Origin of the sequence: Zestomonas carbonaria (assembly GCF_904061905.1) — a bacterium.
Classification (GTDB): Bacteria; Pseudomonadota; Gammaproteobacteria; order Pseudomonadales; family Pseudomonadaceae; genus Aquipseudomonas; species Aquipseudomonas carbonaria.
On sequence record NZ_CAJFCI010000079.1, the window covers coordinates 1 to 20,069 of the forward strand.

Consider the following 20,069-nt stretch of genomic DNA (forward strand, 5'->3'; position numbering starts at 1 on the left):
CACCCCGTCCCTCTCCCCCCGGGAGAGGGGCAGGGGTGAGGGAGCAGGGTTTCGACTATCGCCGAAGCCTGGCAGAGCGCCGCTCTCCCACCAGCACATGACAGACAACAACCCGGCCCGAAGGGGCCGGCAGAAAAAGGGGAATCTCCATGAGTTCCGCACTCTGGGTCAGCAAGACCGGGCTGGCCGCGCAGGACGCCGCGATGACCGCGGTGGCCAACAACCTGGCCAACGTCAACACCACCGGCTTCAAGAGCGACCGGGTGGTGTTCGAGGACCTGTTCTATTCCATCGAGCTGCAACCTGGCGCCCAGGCCGACCAGGTCAACACCGTGCCGTCCGGCATCCAGCTCGGCAGCGGCGTGCGCGTGGCCGGCACGCAGAAGGTGTTCACCGAAGGCAGCATGCAGACCACCGGCCAGCCGATGGACCTGGCGATCATCGGGCGCGGCTTCTTCCAGGTCGAATCGCCGGACGGCCAGACCTTCTACACCGAGAGCGGCCAGTTGCAGCTCAACGCCGAGGGCATGGTGGTCAACGCCCAGGGCCTGCCGCTGCTGCCCAACATCCAGGTACCGGAAGGCAGCAGCCGTTTCACCGTGGGCAGCGACGGCACCGTCACCGTGGTCCAGGCTGGGGATACCGCGCCCACCGAGTTGGGCCAGATCACCCTGGTCAACTTCGCCAACCCCGCCGGTCTCGAGGCGCTGGGCGGCAACCTGTACCGGGAAACCGTGGCCAGCGGCGAGCCGGTCGAGGGCGCGCCGGGCGAGGACGGCCTGGGCACCCTCAAGCAGGGCGTGCTGGAAGGCTCCAACGTGCAGGTGGTGGAGGCGATGGTCAACATGATCGCCATCCAGCGCGCCTACGAGGCCAACGCCAAGGTGCTGGACGCCGCTTCGGGCATGCAGCAGTTCCTCAACCAGACCGTCTGACCGCCATGAAAGCCCTTGCCACTCTCTGCGGCCTGCTCCTGCTCGGCGGCTGCGCCAGCTTCAACGAGATGCTGCCGGACGAGGACTCCAGCGCCTACCAGCCGCTGGAGCTGGACTACAGCCTGCCGCCGACCACCTCCGGCGGCCTGTTCCGCAGCGGCTACGGCGGTTCGCTGGTGCAGGACAAGCGCGCGGTGCGGGTCGGCGACATCCTCACCATCGTCCTGCAGGAGTCGACCCAGTCGAGCAAGAGCGCCGGCACCAGCTTCGGCAAGTCGTCGTCGATCGGCGTCGGCATCCCACGGGTGCTCGGCAAGGACTACGACGACCTGGAAACCTCCGCCTCCGCCGAGCGCGACTTCAGCGGCTCGGCGAAGAGCTCGCAGCAGAACACCCTGCGCGGCTCCATCGCGGTGACCGTGCACAAGGTGCTGCCCAACGGCACCCTGCTGGTCAAGGGCGAGAAGTCCCTGCGCCTGAACCAGGGCGACGAGTTCATCCGCTTGACCGGCCTGGTGCGCGTGGACGACATCAACCGCAACAACCAGGTGTCCTCGCAGAACGTCGCCAACGCGCGGATTTCCTACGCCGGGCGCGGCGCGCTCAACGACAGCAACTCGGCCGGCTGGCTGACGCGCTTCTTCACCCATCCGATCTTCCCGCTGTGAGACAGGCTGCCATGCGCCCGACGCTGAAGTTCGTTGTCCTGCTGGCCGGCCTGTGCTGGCCGTTGATTTCCCGCGCGGTCCCGCTGATGGACCTGGTCGACGTCGAGGGCGTGCGCGGCAACCAGTTGATCGGCTATGGCCTGGTGGTCGGCCTGGACGGCACCGGCGACAAGAACCAGGTGAAGTTCACCAGCCAGTCGGTGACCAACATGATCAAGCAGTTCGGCGTCAACCTGCCGCCGAACGTCGATCCCAAGCTGAAGAACGTCGCCGCGGTGACCGTCACCGCCAGCGTGCCGCCAAACTACGGGCCGGGGCAGACGGTGGACGTCACCGTGTCCTCGCTGGGCGACGCCAAGAGCCTGCGCGGCGGCCTGCTGCTGATGACGCCGTTGCAGGGCGTGGACGGCGAGATCTACGCCATCGCCCAGGGCAACCTGGTGGTCGGCGGCGTCAACGCGCAAGGGCAGAGCGGATCCAGCGTCGCCATCAACAGCGCCAATAGCGGGCTGATCGCCAATGGCGCGACCATCGAGCGGGAAATCCCCAGCGATTTCAGCGAGCGCGAGGAAGTGATCCTCAACGTCCGCCAGCCGAGCTTCCAGACCGTCAGCCGGGTGGTCGACGCGGTCAACGCGCGCTTCGGCTCCGGCACCGCCACGGCGCTCAACGCCACCAAGGTGTCGCTGCGCGCGCCGCGGACCAGCACCCAGCGCATGAGCTTCATGGCGATGCTCGAAGCGGTCGAGGTGGAGGAGGGGCGCACCCGGCCGAAGGTGGTGTTCAACAGCCGCACCGGCACCGTGGTCATTGGCCAGGGCGTGCGGGTCAGGGCCGCCGCGGTGGCCCACGGCAGCCTCACCGTGACCATCAGCGAGAACCCCCAGGTCAGCCAGCCGAACGCCTTCGGCCGTGGCCAGACGGTGGTCACCCCGCAGTCCGACGTGGACATCAGCCAGGAGAAGCGGCCGATGTTCAAGTGGCCGGAAGGCACCAGCCTGGACAGCATCATCAGCACCGTGAACAGCCTCGGCGCCACCCCGGACGATGTGATGAGCATCCTCCAGGCCCTGGAGCAGGCCGGCGCCCTGAATGCCGAACTGATCGTGATCTGAGCATGAGCATCGTATCCCTGACCCAACACCTGAACGCCCGCCGCGAGGCGGACGCCGGCGTCGTCCAGCGCCCGCAACTGGAAGTGGCCGCCGAGCAGTTCGAGGCGCTGTTCCTGCAACAGATCCTCAAGCAGATGCGCAAGGCCAGCGACGCGCTCGGCGCCGGCAACTCGCTGCGCGGCCGCGACTCGGAGACCATGCGCGACTTCTACGACGAAGTGCTGGCCGAAAGCCTGGCCAGCCGCAAGCAGACCGGCATCGCCGACCTGCTGGTCAAGCAGCTCGGCGGCGGCGGGGCGCAACCCGAGGACCTGGAGCGGGCCGGCGCCCTGGCGCGCCAGGCGGAGCTGCCCCGGCGCCCTTCGATGAGCGTGCTGGGCCCGCTGGCCGGCGCCTGGCAACGTGGCGTGGATAGCCTCGGCGAGGTCTGGCAGGCCGGCACCGCGCAGTTCCAGGCGCTGGTCGACCGGGTCATCCAGCAGGAGTCCAGCGGCCGCGCCGACGCCGTGTCGTCCAAGGGCGCGCGCGGCCTGATGCAGTTGATGCCGGACACCGCGCGGGAGATGGCCGCCGAGCTCGGCCTGGCCTACGACGAGGCGCGCCTGACCAGCGACGCCGCCTACAACAAGCGCCTCGGCAGCGCCTACCTGGGCAAGATGCTGGAGCGCTACGACCAGCACCCGGCCCTCGCCCTGGCCGCCTACAACGCCGGCCCGGCGCGGGTCGACGAGTGGCTGCAACGCAACGGCGACCCGCGTTCCGGTGAGATCGGCGTGGGCGACTGGATCGAGCGGATTCCCTTCCGGGAGACCCGCGACTACACCCGGCGCATCCTGGGCGGCCTGTCGCAGGCGGACACATCGCGATTTAAGTCGGCGGACGATCCGGTCGCCTTGCAGGAAAGAACACCCATGGCCGCGCTTGGCGGCATCCATCAATCCCGTTCGGCGGCCTTCGCCCAGCCGATCCGGATTGAGCGCAAGGAGTCTGACTCGTGAGCATCCTCGGCCAGATCGGCTACAGCGGCGTGCGGGCCGCCCAGGTGGCGCTGTCCACCACCGGGCAGAACATCGCCAACGTCAACACCCCGGGCTTCAGCCGGCTGAGCACGCAGACCGTCTCGCTGGCCGGCACCGGCGCGCTGAGCGCCGGCGGCGGGGTGCAGGTGACCAGCATCCGCCGGCTGTCCAACGAGTTCCAGAACCAGCAGTTGTGGCGCGCCACCACCGAGCAGAACTATTACTCCAGCGCCCAGCAGTACCTCACCGCGCTGGAGGGGCTGATGTCCGGCGACGGGTCGAGCATCAGCGTCGGCCTCGACCGTTTCTTCGCCGCGCTCAGCGAAGCCAGCGCCACGCCGGGCTCGGCCGCGCTGCGCCAGCAGATCGTCAGCGAGGCGCGCAACCTCAGCCAGCGCTTCAACGGCCTGAACAGCAACATCAAGGCGCAGATCGACGCCCTGCACGAGCAACGCAGCGCCATGGTCGCGGAGATCAACGGCCTGTCCGCCAACATCGCCGAACTGAACCGCAAGATCACCGAGACCGAATCGGTGGCCGGCGACAGCACCGCGCTGCGCGACCATCGCGAGAGCCTGGTGCAGCAGCTCAGCCAGTACGCCTCGCTACGTATCAACGAAGTGCCGGACGGCTCGCTCAGCGTCGCCCTGGCCAACGGCCAGCCGCTGGTGGCCGGCCCGTCCGCCGGTCAGTTGAAGGTCGGCGTCGACGGCAACGGCGAGCAGATTCTCTCGCTGACCTTCGCCGGCACCAGCTTCCCGCTCCGCCAGGACGGCTTCGGCGGCGCGCTCGGCGGGCTCTACGTCAGCGAGCACGGTTCCCTGCGCCCGGCCCAGGAAGCCCTGCACGAGATGGCCGGGCAACTGGCGCAGATGATCAACGACACCCTGGCCACCGGCTTCGACCTCGAAGGCAACCCCGGCCAGGCACTGTTCAGCTACGACCCGACCAGCACCACGGGGATGCTCGAGGTCAACGACCTGCGTCCCGAGGAGCTGGCGTTTTCCTCGGTGGCCGGCGAGACGGGCAACAACGAAGTGCTGCTGGTGCTGCTCGGCCTGAAGAGCCAGACGGTCACCATCGGCGGCAGCGCGGTGACCCTGAACGACGCCTACGCCGGCCTGCTCGGCCAGGTGGCCAGCAGCAGCCGTCAGAACCAGGCCGACCTGAAGACCGCCATCGCTGTCACCGAGCAGGCCCAGGCCCAGCGCGACAGCGTCAGCGCGGTGAGCCTGGACGAGGAGGCGGTCAACCTGATGACCTACCAGCAGGCCTACCAGGCCAACATGAAGGTCATCAGCACCGCCAACCAGATGTTCGACGAGATGCTTGCCGCTTTCTGAGCGGGGCAGGGCCTTCCAGCGGAATAACGGGACTATCGCCATGCGGATCACCAACGCGCAGATCACCGCCACCATGCACAACTCGATGAACCGCAACTCGGCGGAGCTGGGCAAGCTGATGCAGCAGATGGCGACCGGGCAGCGCATGATGCTGCCCTCCGACGATCCCATCGCCAGCGTGCGCGTGCTGCGGGTGCAGCGCGAAGAAGCCAGCCTGGCGCAGTATCGCAGCAACATCGCCAACGTCTCCGGCAGCCTGTCCACCCAGGAGGCCAACCTGCAATCGATGTCCGACTCGATGCTCAGCGTGCGCGACCTGCTGCTGTGGGCGGCCAACGGCTCCAACACCAGCGAAGACCTGGCGGCCATGGCCGGCGAGCTGGAGAACATCGAGAAGACCATCGTCAGCTTCGCCAACGTGCGCGACGAGGAAGGCCGCTACCTGTTCTCCGGCACCCTCAGCGACACCCCGGCGCTGACCTTCGACGCCGGCACCGGCAGCTACCAGGTCACCGGCAACGCCAAGCACCGCCAGGCGGCGGTGGCCAACGGCGTGCTGATCGACGAGAACGTCACCGCGCTGGAAGTCTTCGGCGCCGGCGCGGACATGCTCAACGAACTGCACGCCCTGGTGGCGACCCTCAAGGACCCGGCGCTGGACGCCAGCGACCCGGCGGTGCGCCAGCGGATCGTCGATACCCTGGACAGCCTGGACGCCACCCACGGTGGCCTGCTCGGCGCGATCACCGAACTCGGCGGGCGGCAGAACACCCTGACCCTGCTGACCGACAGCAACGACGAGGTGTCGCTGGTCAACCAGAAGATCGAGGGCGAGCTGTCGCAGCTCGACTACGCCGGCGCGAGCATCGACCTGAACAACTACAAGTTGTCCCTCCAGGCGACCCAGAAGACCTACCTGACGATCAACGACCTGTCGCTGTTCAGCCTGTTGTAAGGAGTCGCGGCGATGAAGATCGACACGCAGTTTCCGGCCGTCACCGCCATCGAGCCCCAGGAGCGCCGGCAGACCCGCAACGACACCCAGGTGGCGCGGGCGCGTCGGCCCCAGCCTCCGGCCGGCGAGGCAGCGCAGCCGGCGCGGGGCTCCGGCAAGGGCGCCAGCTTCAACATCCAGCTCAACCAGCAGCTCAGCTCCATGCAGTCGGCGGACAGCTACCTGGGTGAGCTGGCCAGCCGGCTCGGCCAGCTCAAGCTCAGCCTCGGCCGCGAACTGGGCAATCTCCAGGGCGTCGATCGCAAGGGCCTGACGCAGCAGATCAGGCAGGTCAACGAATGGCTCGCCCAGCGTGCCGAGCGTTCCGGCAACTCGCTGGACGCCACCCTCAAGCTGCGCCTGCACGAACCGGTGCGCGCGCGTTTCAGCCTGGAAGGCCTGGATTCGATCGCCGACATCCAACGCGCCGGCAAGGAAACCCTGCTGTTCAGCGGCGGCCGCAAGCTGGCCGAACCGCTCGCGGTGGTGCTCGACGAGGGGCTCAGCGAACAGCAGATCCTCCGCCGCTTCAACGCCAGCCTGGGCCAGGCTGGCATTCGCGTCGAACTGGAGCAGGGCGGCGCGCTGAAGTTCTCCGCGCGGGAAAGCGACTGGCGGCAGCTCAAGGGCCAACTGGCGGTGCAGGGCGAGGGCAGGCTGTTCGTCCAGGACCAGGCGACCCGCCTCAAGAGCCGGGAGGACGAGTTGCTCGACCTCTCCGGCGAACTGGCGCTGGACAGCCAGCGCGAACTGCGCCGCCTGCTCGACAACGTGCTCAACGCCCTCGACAAGATCGCCGCGCTGCGCGAACAGCTCGGCCATCGCCAGGAGGAAATCCGCGAGTTCCTGGCACGCCAGGCCGGCCAGGACGAGCAGCAGTGGGCGATGGAGTACGCCAGCTCGGTGTTCGATCTGATCCGCCAGAGCGGCTCCAGTTATGCGGCGGTCACCCAGGCGGTGGTCGCCCAGGCCAACATCAATCGCTTTACCGTGGTGAGCCTGCTTTCTTGACGAAACCTCGCCGCATGCCTTAAAGCTGCGCGGCAACGAGGTCATGCGGCCGTTCCGGAGGGGAGCGGGCCGTCGATTGAAGGCGAAGTGAATGGTTTATGTACAGCGCGATGGGCAAGGTAGGTTGTTGAGGGTGGAAAACGAACCTTTCGACGGCATGAACGACACGCTCGCTTTCCAGAGCGAAGAGCTCAAGGCGTGGCTCGATGCCAAGCTGGAGGTCAGGAGCCGGCTCGACCAGCTCCGCCAGTCCGACCTGGAAATGGTCCGCGTGCTGGAAGACGTGGTGCACATCCTGGTCGAGCGCGGTGTCATCAGCTTCACCGACCTGCCGGAGGCCGCGCGGATCAAGCTGGACGAGCGTGCGGTGGCGCGTGCCGAGCTGGAAGGCCTGGCGGACAGCCTGACCGATACCCTGCTCGAACCGCAGGGCTGATTCCCTCCGACGACGGCGCGCGCCGCCTGGCGGGCGCCGCGCGGAGGCGATACGGCGCATCAGCGGGCCGGTGATCATCCGGTCTTTTGCAGGCTGGATTGTATTTTGATCGTCATGTAACGTGGTTCCCGACTCGCGCATGGAGCGGCGCCATCCGTCTTCTATGCTGAATCCTTCCCTTTCCCCCGCAGACAGGAATCGAGCATGAGCACTTACGACGTAGTGGTGATCGGCGGTGGCCCCGGCGGCTACAACGCGGCGATCAAGGCCGGGCAACTGGGGCTCAAGGTGGCCTGCGTGGAGGGGCGCGAGACGCTGGGCGGCACCTGCCTGAACGTCGGCTGCATGCCGTCCAAGGCGTTGCTGCACGCTTCCGAACTGTACGAGGCGGCTACTGGCGGCGAGTTCGCCACGCTGGGCATCGAGGTCAAGCCGAGGCTCGACCTGGCGCAGATGATGAAGCAGAAGGCCGACAGCGTGGCGGGCCTGACCAAGGGCATCGAGTTCCTGTTCCGCAAGCACAAGGCCGAATGGATCAAGGGCTGGGGCCGTATCGACGGGCCGGGCAGGGTGGTGGTCACCGCCGCCGACGGCAGCCAGCAGGTGCTGGAGGCCAAGGACATCGTCATCGCCACCGGCTCGGAGCCGACGCCGTTGCCGGGCGTGGAGATCGACAACAGGCGCATCCTCGACTCCACCGGCGCGCTGTCGCTGGAGGAAGTGCCGAAGCACCTGGTGGTGATCGGCGCCGGCGTGATCGGCCTGGAACTGGGCTCGGTGTGGCGCCGGCTGGGCGCCGAGGTGACGGTGGTGGAGTTCCTCGACCGCATCTGTCCCGGCCTCGACGGCGAAACCGCCAAGACCCTGCAACGCTCGCTGGGCAAGCAGGGCATGAAATTCAAGCTGGGCGCCAAGGTGACCGGCGCCGTGGCGTCCGCCAAGGGCGTGACGCTGAGCCTCGAACCGGTGGCCGGCGGCGCGGCCGAAACGCTGGAGGCCGACTACGTGCTGGTCGCCATCGGCCGGCGCCCCTATACCCAGGGCCTGGGGCTGGAGACGGTCGGCCTGCGGACCGACAAGCGCGGCATGCTCGACAACCAGAAACACCAGAGCGGGGTGCCGGGCGTGTGGGTGATCGGCGACGTGACCTCCGGGCCGATGCTCGCCCACAAGGCCGAGGACGAAGCCATCGCCTGCATCGAGCGGATCGCCGGCAAGGCGGCCGAGGTCAACTACGGGCTGATCCCCAGCGTGATCTACACCAGGCCCGAGGTGGCCAGCGTCGGCAAGAGCGAGGAACAGCTCAAGGAGGAGGGGCGTGCCTACAAGGTCGGCAAGTTCCCGTTCACCGCCAACAGCCGGGCGAAGATCAACCACGAGACCGAAGGCTTCGTGAAGGTGATCGCCGACGAACGCACGGACGAAGTGCTGGGCGTGCACCTGATCGGCCCCAGCGTCAGCGAGATGATCGGTGAATACTGCGTGGCCATGGAATTCTCCGCCTCGGCCGAAGACATCGCCCTGACCTGCCACCCCCACCCGACCCGCTCCGAGGCATTGCGCCAGGCGGCGATGGATGTGCATGGCGAGGCGATGCAGATGTGAAAGCATCGCGGCCATGGGCCGCTCCTACGGTTTTACCGATATGCCGGACGTAAAGCCCTACGAGCTCAAGCGCTCCAGTTCGCGGCGGACCATGTTGGCGAAGGCCGGTGGGGTCATGGCGTAGAGTTCGGCGGCCACCCAGTCCAGCCAGCGGCCTTGCAGGCGCTCGCGTTCGGCGAGCAGGCGCTGGGCCTCGGCGGTGGCGCGGGCCTGGTGCTGACGGTGGAATTCGGCGCGGCTGCTGTCGTTCATGATGGCTTCCTCGAGGCTTCAGGGGATAGGCGCGGCGTATCGATGCTCCTACGAAGACGCACCGGGCGGGCCCGAAACCGCTCCTTCGAGCATGGACTGCAACAACTCCAGCGTCGGCTGCTGGCGCTGCGCATCGCGGAACACCAGGCCGACACGCAGCGGCACGCGCGGCTCGCTCAGCGGCTTCCACAACAGCCCCTGGTTGGCATGCAACTGCCGCGCGCGACCGGGCAGCACGGTGGCCAGGCGGGTGTGCGGCAGGCTGTCGAGAATGCCGGCCATGTGGTTCAGCTCGGCCTGGACCTGCGGGCGGCGGCCGAGCAGGCTGAGCTGTTCCTGCCAGATCTGGCGGATGCGGAATTCCTCGCCGAGCAGCAGCATCGGCAACTCGGCGGCTTGGGCCAGCGAGACCTTCCGGAAATCCTTGAGCGGGTGGTCCTCGGGGATCACCAACTGCAACTCGTCCTCGTACAACTGCAGGCTGTGCAGCCCCGGCTGGCGCGGCGGCAGAAAACCGATGCCGATGTCCAGGTTGCCGGTCAGCAGGCGCCGCTCGATATCCAGGCCGGACAGCTCGTAGATCTGCACCACCAGGTGCGGCTGGGCCTCGCGCAGGCGTTCCAGCAGCAGCGGAACCAGGCTGGCGTTGACCGTCTGCAACACGCCGATGGCCAGGCTGCGCGGCGACTGGCCACGGAAGTTGCGCAGCGCCTCGCGGGCGCGCTCCAGGCCGTCCAGCAGCGGCAGCGCGTGGTTGTACAGGGTATGCGCGGCGAGGGTCGGCAGCAGGCGCTTGCCGGTGCGCTGGAACAGGCTGACATCCAGGCTCTGCTCCAACTGGCGGATCTGCTGGGAGAGCGCCGGCTGCGACAGGCTCAGGCGTTCGGCGGCGCGGCCGACGTGACCCTCCTCGTAGAGCGCGACGAAATAGCGGAGCTGACGAAAATCCATAAGCCTGTCTTATCAATGAACCTGAAAAATCGAAATGGCCCCACGGCCGGTATGTCCCTAGTCTAGCCGCCATTGAACCTTATTTCAGCGCTGGAGCGGCGTATGTCACGGGTGGATGTGCAAGGGGTATTCATAGGTAAAGCCGAAGATATCGGCGGAGGGCTGAGCAGCGCCATCGACAAGCGACGGGTCGAGCGGCGCATGTGGCTGTGGGAGCAGGGGCTGGGCGGCGACGAGCACGGCGACCCGCGTTTCCACGGCGGCCCCGAGCGCGCCCTGCACCATTACCCGGCCGAGCATTACCGCTACTGGCGCAAGCACTACCGGCAATGGGCCTGGAAGGCGCCGGCGTTCGGCGAGAACATTTCCACCTACGGCCTGACCGAGGACCAGGTGTGCATCGGCGACATCTTCCGCTGGGGCCAGGCCTTCCTGCAGGTCAGCCAGCCGCGCTCGCCGTGTTACCGGCTGAACCGGCGCTGGGGGATTCCCGAGCTCTCGCAGTACGTGCAGGACAGCGGCCGCTGCGGCTGGTTCTACCGCGTGCTGCGTCCCGGCTATGTCAGCGCCGACGACCCGCTGGAACTGATCCAGCGCAGCTATCCGGCGCTGAGCGTCGCCCAGACGATCCAGCATTTCTTCCACTTCCCGCTGGAGCGCCCGGGTCTGCAGGCGCTGAAGGACTGCGAAGCCTTGTCCGCCCGCTGGCGGGACGCCGCCGCGCAACGCCTGGCCAGCAACCAGGTGGAGGACTGGAGCAAGCGCCTGCTCGGCCTGCCGCTGGAGGGGATGCGCGCATGAGCGACTATCAGATAACCCTGCATCGCGACGAGATACTGCTCGCCAACCTGACCGTCAGCCCGGCGCGCTACGTCGAGATGGTCGCCCTGTTGCGCGAGCGCTTCCCGCAGTCCGAGGGGTTCAGCCTGCACATCCAGCGCCGCCGCGAGCTGCGCCGGGTCCTCGAACAGAGCCCGGAAGGCCTTCGCCTGCTCGGCATCGTCTACAGCCACGAGGAAGTGCCTGGACATGCGTGATCCGCTTGCCAGCCTGCGCCTGATGCGCACCGTCGAACGCCCGCCGCAGGTGTTCGTGCGCGGCCAGGGCTCCTGGCTGTGGGACGCCGAAGGCCGCGCCTACCTCGATTTCAGCCAGGGCTGGGCGGTCAACAGCCTCGGCCACAGCCCCAGCGTGCTGGTCGAGGCGCTCAAGCGCCAGGCCGACTACCTGATCAACCCCGGCCCGGCCTTCTACAATCGCGGCATGCTCAAGCTCGCCTCGCGGCTGTGCCAGGTGACCGGCAGCGACCAGGTGTACTTCCTCAACAGCGGCGCCGAGGCCAACGAAGGCGCTATCAAGCTGGCGCGCAAGTGGGGCCGGCTGCATCGCGGCGGCGCCTTCCACATCGTCACCGCGACCAACAGTTTCCACGGCCGCACCCTGGCGGCCATGTCGGCTTCCGGCAAGCCGGCTTTCGAGGACATGTTCGAACCCAAGGTGCCGGGTTTCAGCAAGGTGCCCTACAACGACCTCGAAGCGCTGGAGGCTGCGGTCGACGAGCGGACCGTGGCGGTGATGCTGGAGCCGGTGCAGGGCGAGGCCGGGGTGATTCCGGCGACCCTCGACTACCTGCAGGGCGTCGGGCGGCTGTGTCGGGAACGCGGCGTGCTGCTGATCCTCGACGAAGTGCAGACCGGTGTCGGCCGCTGCGGCGCGCTGCTCGCCGAGGAGCTGTACGGCGTGCGCGCCGATATCGTCACCCTGGGCAAGGGCCTCGGCGGTGGCGTGCCGCTGTCGGCGCTGCTGGCGCGCGGCAACGCCTGTTGCTTCGAAGCGGGCGAGCAGGGCGGCACCTATCACGGCAACGCGCTGATGACCGCCGCCGGCCTCGCGGTGCTGAATACCGTGCTGGAGCCGGGCTTCCTGGAGGCGGTGCGCGATGCCGCCAACTATCTGCGCGACGGGCTGGCGCGGGTTTCCCGCCGGCATGGACATGGTCCGCTGCGCGGCCACGGCCTGTTGATCGGCCTGCCGCTGATCGGCCAGTCGGCGCCGAAGGTGGCCGAGGCGGCGCTCGGCGAGGGGCTGCTGATCAACGCGCCGCAGGCCCATTGCCTGCGATTCTCGCCGGCGCTGACGGTCAGCCGCTCGAACATCGATGAAATGCTCAAGCGCCTGAACCGCGCGTTCTCTCTCAGCAAGACCAGGGGCGTGGAGGCCTGACATGCGCGTATCGATCCTTCAGCACGTGCCATTCGAAGGCTTCGGCCGCATCGGCGAATGGCTCGACCATCACGCCGCGTCGGTGCGCCTGCATTATCTGTACGCCGGCGCCCAGCCGCCGGCGGTGGACGACTTCGACCTGCTGATCGTCCTCGGCGGGCCGATGAGCGTGCACGATGAGGCCGAGCATCCCTGGCTCGTCGCCGAGAAGGCGCTGATCCGTGCGGCGCTGGACGCCGGCCGGCGGGTGCTGGGTATCTGCCTGGGCGCCCAGTTGCTGGCCCAGGCGCTGGGCGCCGAGGTACGCCAGGGTGTCGCCGAGATCGGCTGGTGGCCGCTGGAAAAGCACCTGCGCGCGGCCGAATCGCCGCTCGGACGGATGCTGCCGCAGCGGCTGATGGCCATGCACTGGCACGGCGAGACCTTCGACCTGCCGGCCGGCGCGATTCCGCTCTACGGCTCGGCGGCCTGCGCCAACCAGGGCTTTGTCTGGCAGGAGCGCGCCATCGGCCTGCAATGCCACTTGGAAAGCACCCCGGAAAGTATCCAGGCGCTGCTCGACGCCTGCCCGCAGGACCTCGAACGCAAGGGCGCGGTGGAGGACGCCGCCGCCATCCGCGCCGGCTTTCCGCATTGCAGCGCCATGGCGCCGACCCTGCTACGCCTGCTCAACTACCTGACCGGCCCGCATGCCGCGCTGACCTGATCCTGCTGCGTCTTTGAGGTTTTTCTCAGCCCGCCCGGTGACCACCGTCTTCCACCGGGCGGTTTTCTTTTGTCGAGAAGCTACAAGAGCGTTCGGCCGTGCCCGCTGACCGCGGCGAAGGCGTCGCGCCAATGCTGGACTACCGGTTCGCGAAGCGCCTCGCTCCCTTCGATCCGCAGCACGCCGGCGTCCATGGCCCGGTCGACGTCCAGGTTGCCGGCCTCCAGCGCCAGCAGGACGCCTTCGCCGATGATCACGACGCTTGCGTCCGCCTCCGGTCTGGGCACGTGCACCGTGATCTGCCATTCGGCGTCCTTGTCGGTCTCGAAGCGTGCCCACAGTCCCGGCTCGACCAGCAGCAGGGTGAAGCCGGAGGCGTTCTCCGCGGGCGGGAGCCGGTTGCGCAGCTTGTCGAGCATGCCCAGGGCCCGGCGCATGCCGAAGCCGCCGGGCAAGGGGAGGGGACGGCGTATCAGCCTGGCCTCGTAGGCATCCTGGATGGCGAACGAAACCGACAGGGATGCCGGGTGCGCCGCCACCAGGTCGACGGCCAGACCGTCGTAGCCGCAGGCCAGGGCGTTCTGGCTGGCACTGCCGAGCAGCAGTGCCAGCGTTCCCGCCAGGAGGGGAGAAGCCCTCATGGCGTGACGACGTTGAACCAGAACTCGTAGGTGTCGAGCAGGCCCATGAACTCGCTGAAGGCTTCCTTGTTGCCCTCGATCTTCAGCTTGCCATCGGCGATCTGCTGTTCGAGGGTGGCGTTGCCCATCTGCACGTCGTCCATCGCCACCTTGGTCAGGGTCAGGCTGGCATCCGCCTTGTCCGCCGGTTTGCTGGAGTAGTTGAGCACGCCGTTCTCCACGTACAGCGCGTACCGCTTGCCGAGGTCGGTGAAGTCCATGTTGAGGGTCAGCTTCTTGCCCGCCGCCTTCGGTCCGTTGAGGCGCACGGCGAGGTAGTCGAAGAGCATTTCCGGGGTCATGGCGCGGATGGTGTCCGGGCTGGCGGACTTGATGCCGCCCGCTGTCGGCACGCCGTTGCGCAGCTCGTAGGCGCCTTGCAGGTACACCGAACGCCACGGGCCGGATTCGGCCTGGTAGCCGAGCTGCTCGTAGGTGTCGGCCAGCAGCTCCTTGGCCGCGGCATTGTCCGGGTTGGCGAACACCACGTGCTTGAGCGCCTCGGCCACCCAGCGGTACTCGCCCTTGCCGAAGTCGGCCTTGGCGCGATCCAGCACGGCGCCTTCACCGCCCATGTACTCGACGTATTTCTTCGCGGCGGGTTCCGGCGGCAGGTTGTCCAGGCTGGACGGGTTGCCGTCGTACCAGCCCATGTAGCGCTGGTAGATGGCCCGCGAGTTGTGGCGCAGGGTGCCGTAGTAGCCACGGTTGGGCCAGAACCGGTCGAGCTCCGGCGGCAACTCGATCATCTCGGAGATTTCCTCGCCGGTGTAGCCCTGGTTCATCAGGCGCACCGACTGGTCGTGCATGTACTTGTACATGTCACGGTGTTTCTTCCAGTAGTCGATGACCCTGTCGTGTCCCCACAGCGGCCAGTGGTGGCTCTGGAACTTCACCTCGACGTTGTCGCCGTACTGCTCGATGGTTTCGTTGAGGAAGTGCGCCCACTTCAGCGCGTCGCGCACCTGGGCGCCGCGCAGGGTGAGGATGTTGTGCATGGTGTTGGTGCTGTTCTCGGCCATCCACATGGCCTTGAACTGCGGGAACCAGGTGTTCATTTCCGCTGGCGCCTCGGTGCCAGGAGTCATCTGGAACACCATCTTCACCCCGTCGACGGTGACTTCCTCGCCGGTCTTGCTGATGAAGTCGCTGGGTTCGATCAGGGTCGCGGTACCCACCGAGTTGGTCTGGCCGAGGCCGGCGTTGACGCCGCCCTGCGGGCTGCGCGGCAGCAGGGCGCCGTACATGTAGATGGCGCGGCGGCTCATGGCGTTGCCGGCGATCACGTTCTCGCTCACCGCGTGTTCGGTGAACTCCTTGGGCGCGATGACCTTGACCTTGCCGGCCTTGACGTCGGCCTCGTCGACGATGCCGCGTATGCCGCCGTAGTGGTCGATGTGCGAGTGGCTGTAGACCACCGCGACGATGGGTTTCTTGCCCAGGTGTTCGCTCACCAGCTCGTAGGCGGCCTTGGCCGGTTCGGTGGAGACCAGCGGGTCGAAGACGATCCAGCCGCTGTCGCCTTCGATGAAGCTGATGTTGGACAGGTCGTAGCCACGCACCTGGTAGATGCGGTCGGTGACCTTGAACAGGCCGTACTGCATGTTCAGTTGCGCGTTGCGCCACAGGCTGGGGTTGACCGTGTCCGGTGCCGGCTGGTCCGCGGCGATGTATTGCTTGTAGCTCTCCATGTCCCAAACCACATTGCCGTTGGCGCCTTTGATGGTCAGGGTCTCGGGCTTGGCGATGAAGCCGCGCTGGGCATCCTCGAAGTCCGCCTTGTCGCTGAACGGCAAGCTCTTGAGTACCGCCGCGTTGGCGGCCCTGGTCGCCTCGGTGGCTGGCTTGGGGGCGGTGGCCGAGGCGGCCTGGACGATGCCAGCCGACAGCAGCGCGCCGGCTAGGCCAAACGAAGCGAGTAGTTGCAGGTGGTTACGCATGATCTTTCCTTCCGTTGCACGTCGGGCCCGTTGCGCCTGGAGGCTCGGTCGCCGTTTTCGTACTGCGCGCGGAAGAAGACGAAACCGCGACTCGCCTCGGGGACGGTGGCCGACAAGCGACGGGCGAACTCAGTATGGATGGAGAGGTCTTCCCAGTTGCTGCCATTTGATGCCAGGTATCCGGTATGAAATGACAGTGGTTCGTTACCCGTCGCGCCATCTCGGGCTTGGGCGATCCATTCCGGCTGTTTCACCGATCCGGAGGAAACACGAAACGCTGCGCATATCCCCGGGCAAACGGTGCGCACGGTGCCCCCTACGGTTCATGGATGGTGATATCGCGGCGTTAACTGATGCTTTTGGTTATGGATGATGCTGTGCGACAGTGTCGCATCGTCCACCCAGGCGCCCAGCCATGAACATCGACAACCGCATCAAATTCCGCCATCTGGTGTGTTTCCTGGAGGTCGCGCGCCAGCGCAGTTTCGCCAAGGCCGCCGACCAGGTGGCGGTCAGCCAGCCGGCGATTTCCAAGACCATCGGCGAACTGGAGGAACTGCTCGGCGCGCGGCTGTTCGAGCGCAGCAAGGCGGGTGTCAGCCTGACCCCGGCCGGCGACACTTTCCTGCGCTACGCCGGACCCTGCGTGAAGGCGCTGCGCGACGGGGTCAACACCCTCCGCGACCACGACCCGCAGGGCGGGCTGCTGCGGATCGGCGCGCTGTCCACGGTGGAAAGCCTGCTGCTGCCGGAAGCGGTGCTGCGCCTGCAACGGGAGCACGCGGCGATGACCGTCAGCGTGGTCACCGGCTCCAGCGCGCACCTGCTGGCGCAGCTCAAGGTCGGCGAGCTGGACCTGGTGGTCGGGCGCATGACCGACAGCCCGGAAATCCACGGCCTGGCCTTCGAACACCTGTACAGCGAGGCGATGACCCTGGTGGTGCGCCCCGGCCATCCGCTGCTGCAAGGCGAGCTTTCCGACCTGAGCCGGCTGGCCGACTACCCGCTGGTGCTGCCGCTGGCCGGCACCACCATCCGCAAGTACGCGGACAGCTTCTTCGTGCAATGGGGCATCCCGCTCACCGCACAACGCCTGGAGACCCTGTCGCCGGCGCTGAGCCGCCGCTACGTGGCGAGCAGCGAGGCGATCTGGGTGGCGCCACGCGACGCGGTGCGCCTGGACATCCGCGCCAGCGAGCTGGTGGAGTTGAAGCTGGGCATCCAGGAGCCCGGCGGTTCGGTGGGCATCTGCACCAACGTCGCGCTGCCGTTGCCGCTGGCCGGGCAGTGGTTCTGCTCGGTGCTGCGCGAGGTAGCGGAGGAGTTTGCGGGAGGGGATTAGCGGGGACGTCTTGTGGCCCGGGTGGAATCCGGGACTGCGGGTTTCCCCGGATTGCATCCGGGCTACGGTTTGGGCCTTGAAGTTGGGTTCAGGTTCCGCCCCTCACCCCAGCCCTCTCCCGGAGGGAGAGGGGGTAGGCGAGGTCAGCCTCAGGCTCCGTACATGACCGCCACTCCGGCCAGTCCCCTCTCCATCCGGGAGAGGGTGAGGGGCGGACTCAACCATTCACCCTCATCCCAACACCACCCACCAGCCACGCTCCTAGGTAACATCCCGAGCCCCACCCAACCTCTAAACATAACCAAACAGTTAACCAAACAACCCGCCTTTTCAATTCCCCCAAGCCGGTTCCTGGCCGAGACTGCACGTCATCGACACCCTGCCGGGTCGAGACCTATAAATCCAAGAAACAGGAGCCTGACATGCACGACGCCGAGAACCGTCGCTTCGTCATCCGTGACCGAAACTGGCACCCCAAGGCCTTCACCCCCGACTACAAGACTTCCGTCGCCCGTTCGCCGCGCCAGGCCCTGGTGAGCATTCCGCAGTCCGTCTCGGAAACCAGTGGCCCGGATTTCTCGCACCTGAAGTTCGGCGAGCACGACAACGACCTGCTGCTCAACTTCAACAACGGCGGCCTGCCGATCGGCGAGCGGATCATCGTCTCCGGGCGGATCATGGACCAGTACGGCAAGCCGATCCCGCACACCCTGGTGGAGATGTGGCAGGCCAACGCCGGCGGCCGCTACCGCCACAAGAACGACCGCTACCTGGCACCGCTCGACCCCAATTTCGGCGGCGTCGGCCGGGCGCTGACCGATAGCGAAGGGCGCTACGTCTTCCGCACCATCAAGCCCGGCCCGTACCCGTGGCGCAACGGTCCCAACGACTGGCGTCCGGCGCACATCCACTTCTCCATCAGCGGTCCGTCGATCTCGACCCGGCTGATCACCCAACTGTACTTCGAGGGCGACCCGCTGATCCCGATGTGCCCGATCGTCAAGTCGATCGCCAACCCGGATGCCGTGCAGACGCTGATCGCCAGGCTCGACATGAACCTGGGCAACCCGATGGATTGCCTGGCGTACCGCTTCGACATCGTCCTGCGCGGCCAGCGCCAGACCCATTTCGAGAACAAGTGAGGAGCCCCGACATGCCTATCGAACTGCTGCCGGAAACCCCTTCGCAGACCGCCGGCCCCTACGTGCACATCGGCCTGGCCCTGGCCGCCGCCGGCAACCCGACCCGCCCGCAGGAAATCTGGAACGAGATGGCCAGGCCCGAGGCGCCCGGCGAGCACATCGTGCTGATCGGCAACGTCTACGATGGCAACGGCCACCTGGTGCGCGACTCCTTCCTGGAGTTCTGGCAGGCCAACCACGAGGGTGTCTACGACGAAGCCTTCGACCTGGAGAAGCCGTTCAACGGCTTCGGCCGCACCGCGACCACCTTCGATGCCGGCGAGTGGACCCTGCATACGGTCAAGCCGGGCGTGGTGAGCAACGCCGCCGGGGCGTCGATGGCGCCGCACATCAACGTGTCGCTGTTCGCCCGGGGGATCAACATCCACCTGCAGACGCGCATCTACTTCGAGGACGAGGCCGAAGCCAACGCCAAGGACCCGGTGCTCAACCTGATCGAGCAGCCGCAGCGCCGCGAGACGCTGGTGGCCAGGCGCTGCGAGGTGGACGGCAAGACCGCCTACCGCTTCGACATCCGTATCCAGGGCGAAGGAGAAACGGTGTTCTTTGACTTCTAGGGAACCCGACTGGGACTCGCTAGCCGAACCACCCGGCGCGCGGGTCCGCCGACATTTCGCCAGCGCGCTCGAAGTCCGGGGCTACCGGGCCGACGATGCGCAGCAGGCAGCCATCGACACCCTGGCCGGCTGGCTCGATACCTGGCTGGCCGGGCGTCGTGGCTGGCTGCGCCGGCCCGTGGCCGGGATCTACCTGTGGGGTGGCGTCGGGCGCGGCAAGAGCTTCGTGATGGACGCCTTCTTCGCCGCCGCACCGGTGCAGGCCAAGCGCCGCGTGCATTTCCATGCCTTCCTGCAAGAACTCCAGGCGCGCATGAACGCGCACGCCGGCCAGGCCGACCCGCTGGCGCTGGTCGCCCGCGAGGTCGCGCGGGAGACGCGGCTGCTGTGCTTCGACGAATTCCATGTCCACGACATCGGCGACGCCATGCTCCTCGGCCGCCTGCTCAAGGTGCTGGTGGAGGAGGGCGTGGGCCTGGTCTGCACCTCCAACTATCCGCCGGAAGGGTTGTGCCCGAACCCGCTGTACCGCGAGCGCTTCCGGCCGGCCATCGCGCTGATCGAAAAGCGTTTCCGCGTCATCGAGCTGGATGGCGGCGAGGATTACCGGCAGCACGCCGGCGAACTCGAAACCTGGGGCGGCTACGCCTGGCCACTGGGCGAGGGGGCGGAACGCTGGCTCGCCGGCGAGCTGGAACTGGAGCTGGACGGGGCGGCAATCCGCGCGCGGGTCCGCGAGGTCAATCACCATCCGCTGGCGATACTGGCCGAGGAGGGCGAGCGCATCGTCCTCGACTTCGCCGAGCTGTGCCGCAAGCCGCATTCCAGCGCCGACTTCCTGTGGCTATGCCGCCATTACCGCCGCATCGCACTGAGCGGCGTGCCCTGCCTGGACGGCGAGGGCATCGAGGTGCAACAACGCTTCCTCAATTTCGTCGATATCGCCTACGACAGCGGCGTGCGGCTCCACCTGGCCTGCGAGGCGGCGCTCGACGCGCTGTGCCGGGCCGATTCGCACGTCGACTTCGCCCGGACCCGCAGCCGCCTGCGCCAGTTGCGGCCGGTGCCACTGACGGCCTGAACGGATTCC

The 20,069-nt window shown here is 67.3% G+C and carries 21 protein-coding genes; 17 read left to right on the forward strand and 4 right to left on the reverse strand.

Annotation, left to right across the window (positions count from 1 at the left end):
• Nucleotides 1-149: 149 nt before the first annotated feature.
• The 9 genes from flgG (at nt 150) to lpdA (ending at nt 9,126) form a co-directional block, all read left to right on the forward strand.
• Nucleotides 150-935 carry a flagellar basal-body rod protein FlgG gene (flgG, locus tag PSEWESI4_RS20670; RefSeq protein WP_187673112.1) on the forward strand — a complete coding sequence of 262 codons (786 nt, stop codon included), beginning with the start codon at nt 150-152 and terminating at the stop codon, nt 933-935.
• Nucleotides 936-940: 5 nt separating this feature from the next.
• Nucleotides 941-1,603, forward strand: coding sequence for a flagellar basal body L-ring protein FlgH (gene flgH, locus PSEWESI4_RS20675; RefSeq protein ID WP_187673113.1), 663 nt, complete (start codon nt 941-943; stop codon nt 1,601-1,603).
• An 11-nt stretch (nt 1,604-1,614) separates the two neighbouring features.
• Complete coding sequence (locus PSEWESI4_RS20680) at nt 1,615-2,718, forward strand: flagellar basal body P-ring protein FlgI (protein ID WP_187673114.1); 1,104 nt, start codon at nt 1,615-1,617, stop codon at nt 2,716-2,718.
• Nucleotides 2,719-2,720: 2 nt separating this feature from the next.
• Nucleotides 2,721-3,716 carry a transglycosylase SLT domain-containing protein gene (locus PSEWESI4_RS20685; protein ID WP_187673115.1) on the forward strand — a complete coding sequence of 332 codons (996 nt, stop codon included), beginning with the start codon at nt 2,721-2,723 and terminating at the stop codon, nt 3,714-3,716.
• Complete coding sequence (flgK, locus tag PSEWESI4_RS20690) at nt 3,713-5,080, forward strand: flagellar hook-associated protein FlgK (protein WP_187673116.1); 1,368 nt, start codon at nt 3,713-3,715, stop codon at nt 5,078-5,080. The genes PSEWESI4_RS20685 and flgK overlap by 4 nt, the downstream gene beginning before the upstream one ends.
• A gap of 40 nt (nt 5,081-5,120) precedes the next feature.
• A complete protein-coding gene (flgL, locus tag PSEWESI4_RS20695; protein ID WP_187673117.1) occupies nt 5,121-6,035 on the forward strand; it encodes a flagellar hook-associated protein FlgL in 915 nt (304 codons plus the stop codon).
• 12 nt (nt 6,036-6,047) lie between these two features.
• Nucleotides 6,048-7,085: a hypothetical protein gene (locus PSEWESI4_RS20700; protein ID WP_187673118.1), complete on the forward strand. Its 1,038-nt coding sequence runs from the start codon at nt 6,048-6,050 to the stop codon at nt 7,083-7,085.
• 91 nt (nt 7,086-7,176) lie between these two features.
• Nucleotides 7,177-7,521 (forward strand): tryptophan synthase subunit beta, encoded by a 345-nt coding sequence (locus tag PSEWESI4_RS20705; RefSeq protein ID WP_187673119.1) that lies wholly within the window; start codon nt 7,177-7,179, stop codon nt 7,519-7,521.
• 204 nt (nt 7,522-7,725) lie between these two features.
• Nucleotides 7,726-9,126 (forward strand): dihydrolipoyl dehydrogenase, encoded by a 1,401-nt coding sequence (lpdA, locus tag PSEWESI4_RS20710; protein ID WP_187673120.1) that lies wholly within the window; start codon nt 7,726-7,728, stop codon nt 9,124-9,126.
• A gap of 57 nt (nt 9,127-9,183) precedes the next feature.
• Here lpdA and PSEWESI4_RS20715 read toward each other — a convergent pair whose 3' ends face one another.
• Nucleotides 9,184-9,378, reverse strand: coding sequence for a hypothetical protein (locus PSEWESI4_RS20715; protein ID WP_187673121.1), 195 nt, complete (start codon nt 9,376-9,378; stop codon nt 9,184-9,186).
• Nucleotides 9,379-9,426: 48 nt separating this feature from the next.
• A complete protein-coding gene (locus PSEWESI4_RS20720; protein ID WP_187673122.1) occupies nt 9,427-10,329 on the reverse strand; it encodes a LysR family transcriptional regulator in 903 nt (300 codons plus the stop codon).
• 102 nt (nt 10,330-10,431) lie between these two features.
• Between PSEWESI4_RS20720 and PSEWESI4_RS20725 the strand changes: the two genes are divergently transcribed.
• The 4 genes from PSEWESI4_RS20725 to PSEWESI4_RS20740 are packed head-to-tail and all read left to right on the forward strand — an operon-like array spanning nt 10,432 to nt 13,258.
• Complete coding sequence (locus tag PSEWESI4_RS20725; RefSeq protein WP_187673123.1) at nt 10,432-11,130, forward strand: MOSC domain-containing protein; 699 nt, start codon at nt 10,432-10,434, stop codon at nt 11,128-11,130.
• Complete coding sequence (locus PSEWESI4_RS20730; RefSeq protein ID WP_187673124.1) at nt 11,127-11,366, forward strand: hypothetical protein; 240 nt, start codon at nt 11,127-11,129, stop codon at nt 11,364-11,366. Before PSEWESI4_RS20725 ends, PSEWESI4_RS20730 begins: the two co-directional genes overlap by 4 nt.
• Complete coding sequence (locus PSEWESI4_RS20735) at nt 11,359-12,552, forward strand: aminotransferase class III-fold pyridoxal phosphate-dependent enzyme (RefSeq protein WP_187673125.1); 1,194 nt, start codon at nt 11,359-11,361, stop codon at nt 12,550-12,552. Before PSEWESI4_RS20730 ends, PSEWESI4_RS20735 begins: the two co-directional genes overlap by 8 nt.
• A gap of 1 nt (nt 12,553) precedes the next feature.
• Nucleotides 12,554-13,258: a type 1 glutamine amidotransferase gene (locus PSEWESI4_RS20740; RefSeq protein WP_187673126.1), complete on the forward strand. Its 705-nt coding sequence runs from the start codon at nt 12,554-12,556 to the stop codon at nt 13,256-13,258.
• Nucleotides 13,259-13,338: 80 nt separating this feature from the next.
• Here PSEWESI4_RS20740 and PSEWESI4_RS20745 read toward each other — a convergent pair whose 3' ends face one another.
• Both PSEWESI4_RS20745 and PSEWESI4_RS20750 read right to left on the reverse strand, forming a co-directional pair.
• Nucleotides 13,339-13,899: a hypothetical protein gene (locus tag PSEWESI4_RS20745; RefSeq protein WP_187673127.1), complete on the reverse strand. Its 561-nt coding sequence runs from the start codon at nt 13,897-13,899 to the stop codon at nt 13,339-13,341.
• Nucleotides 13,896-15,878, reverse strand: a complete 1,983-nt coding sequence (locus tag PSEWESI4_RS20750) for an alkyl/aryl-sulfatase (protein WP_187673128.1) — start codon at nt 15,876-15,878, stop codon at nt 13,896-13,898. The genes PSEWESI4_RS20745 and PSEWESI4_RS20750 overlap by 4 nt, the downstream gene beginning before the upstream one ends.
• A gap of 415 nt (nt 15,879-16,293) precedes the next feature.
• On the opposite strand from PSEWESI4_RS20750, the gene pcaQ reads away from it, so the two are divergent.
• The 4 genes from pcaQ to zapE all read left to right on the forward strand — a co-directional run bounded on the left by pcaQ (nt 16,294) and on the right by zapE (nt 20,060).
• Entirely contained in the window at nt 16,294-17,220 is a 927-nt protein-coding gene (pcaQ, locus tag PSEWESI4_RS20755) for a pca operon transcription factor PcaQ (protein ID WP_187673129.1), read from the forward strand.
• A 422-nt stretch (nt 17,221-17,642) separates the two neighbouring features.
• Entirely contained in the window at nt 17,643-18,362 is a 720-nt protein-coding gene (pcaH, locus tag PSEWESI4_RS20760; protein WP_187673130.1) for a protocatechuate 3,4-dioxygenase subunit beta, read from the forward strand.
• Nucleotides 18,363-18,373: 11 nt separating this feature from the next.
• A complete protein-coding gene (gene pcaG / locus PSEWESI4_RS20765; protein ID WP_187673131.1) occupies nt 18,374-18,979 on the forward strand; it encodes a protocatechuate 3,4-dioxygenase subunit alpha in 606 nt (201 codons plus the stop codon).
• Nucleotides 18,969-20,060, forward strand: a complete 1,092-nt coding sequence (gene zapE / locus PSEWESI4_RS20770) for a cell division protein ZapE (protein WP_187673132.1) — start codon at nt 18,969-18,971, stop codon at nt 20,058-20,060. The genes pcaG and zapE overlap by 11 nt, the downstream gene beginning before the upstream one ends.
• The last annotated feature ends 9 nt before the right edge of the window (nt 20,061-20,069 follow it).

Excerpts from the sequence above, each read along its gene's own strand:
- PSEWESI4_RS20720 (WP_187673122.1), bottom strand. The coding sequence starts at position 10,329 with ATGGATTTTCGTCAGCTCCGCTATTTCGTCGCGCTCTACGAGGAGGGT.
- lpdA (WP_187673120.1), top strand. The coding sequence starts at position 7,726 with ATGAGCACTTACGACGTAGTGGTGATCGGCGGTGGCCCCGGCGGCTAC.
- PSEWESI4_RS20750 (WP_187673128.1), bottom strand. The coding sequence starts at position 15,878 with ATGCGTAACCACCTGCAACTACTCGCTTCGTTTGGCCTAGCCGGCGCG.
- PSEWESI4_RS20730 (WP_187673124.1), top strand. The coding sequence starts at position 11,127 with ATGAGCGACTATCAGATAACCCTGCATCGCGACGAGATACTGCTCGCC.
- pcaQ (WP_187673129.1), top strand. The coding sequence starts at position 16,294 with ATGAACATCGACAACCGCATCAAATTCCGCCATCTGGTGTGTTTCCTG.
- PSEWESI4_RS20715 (WP_187673121.1), bottom strand. The coding sequence starts at position 9,378 with ATGAACGACAGCAGCCGCGCCGAATTCCACCGTCAGCACCAGGCCCGC.
- PSEWESI4_RS20735 (WP_187673125.1), top strand. The coding sequence starts at position 11,359 with ATGCGTGATCCGCTTGCCAGCCTGCGCCTGATGCGCACCGTCGAACGC.
- flgH (WP_187673113.1), top strand. The coding sequence starts at position 941 with ATGAAAGCCCTTGCCACTCTCTGCGGCCTGCTCCTGCTCGGCGGCTGC.
- PSEWESI4_RS20700 (WP_187673118.1), top strand. The coding sequence starts at position 6,048 with ATGAAGATCGACACGCAGTTTCCGGCCGTCACCGCCATCGAGCCCCAG.
- pcaG (WP_187673131.1), top strand. The coding sequence starts at position 18,374 with ATGCCTATCGAACTGCTGCCGGAAACCCCTTCGCAGACCGCCGGCCCC.
- PSEWESI4_RS20680 (WP_187673114.1), top strand. The coding sequence starts at position 1,615 with ATGCGCCCGACGCTGAAGTTCGTTGTCCTGCTGGCCGGCCTGTGCTGG.
- PSEWESI4_RS20685 (WP_187673115.1), top strand. The coding sequence starts at position 2,721 with ATGAGCATCGTATCCCTGACCCAACACCTGAACGCCCGCCGCGAGGCG.
- pcaH (WP_187673130.1), top strand. The coding sequence starts at position 17,643 with ATGCACGACGCCGAGAACCGTCGCTTCGTCATCCGTGACCGAAACTGG.
- flgG (WP_187673112.1), top strand. The coding sequence starts at position 150 with ATGAGTTCCGCACTCTGGGTCAGCAAGACCGGGCTGGCCGCGCAGGAC.
- PSEWESI4_RS20705 (WP_187673119.1), top strand. The coding sequence starts at position 7,177 with ATGGTTTATGTACAGCGCGATGGGCAAGGTAGGTTGTTGAGGGTGGAA.
- PSEWESI4_RS20725 (WP_187673123.1), top strand. The coding sequence starts at position 10,432 with ATGTCACGGGTGGATGTGCAAGGGGTATTCATAGGTAAAGCCGAAGAT.
- flgL (WP_187673117.1), top strand. The coding sequence starts at position 5,121 with ATGCGGATCACCAACGCGCAGATCACCGCCACCATGCACAACTCGATG.
- PSEWESI4_RS20740 (WP_187673126.1), top strand. The coding sequence starts at position 12,554 with ATGCGCGTATCGATCCTTCAGCACGTGCCATTCGAAGGCTTCGGCCGC.
- PSEWESI4_RS20745 (WP_187673127.1), bottom strand. The coding sequence starts at position 13,899 with ATGAGGGCTTCTCCCCTCCTGGCGGGAACGCTGGCACTGCTGCTCGGC.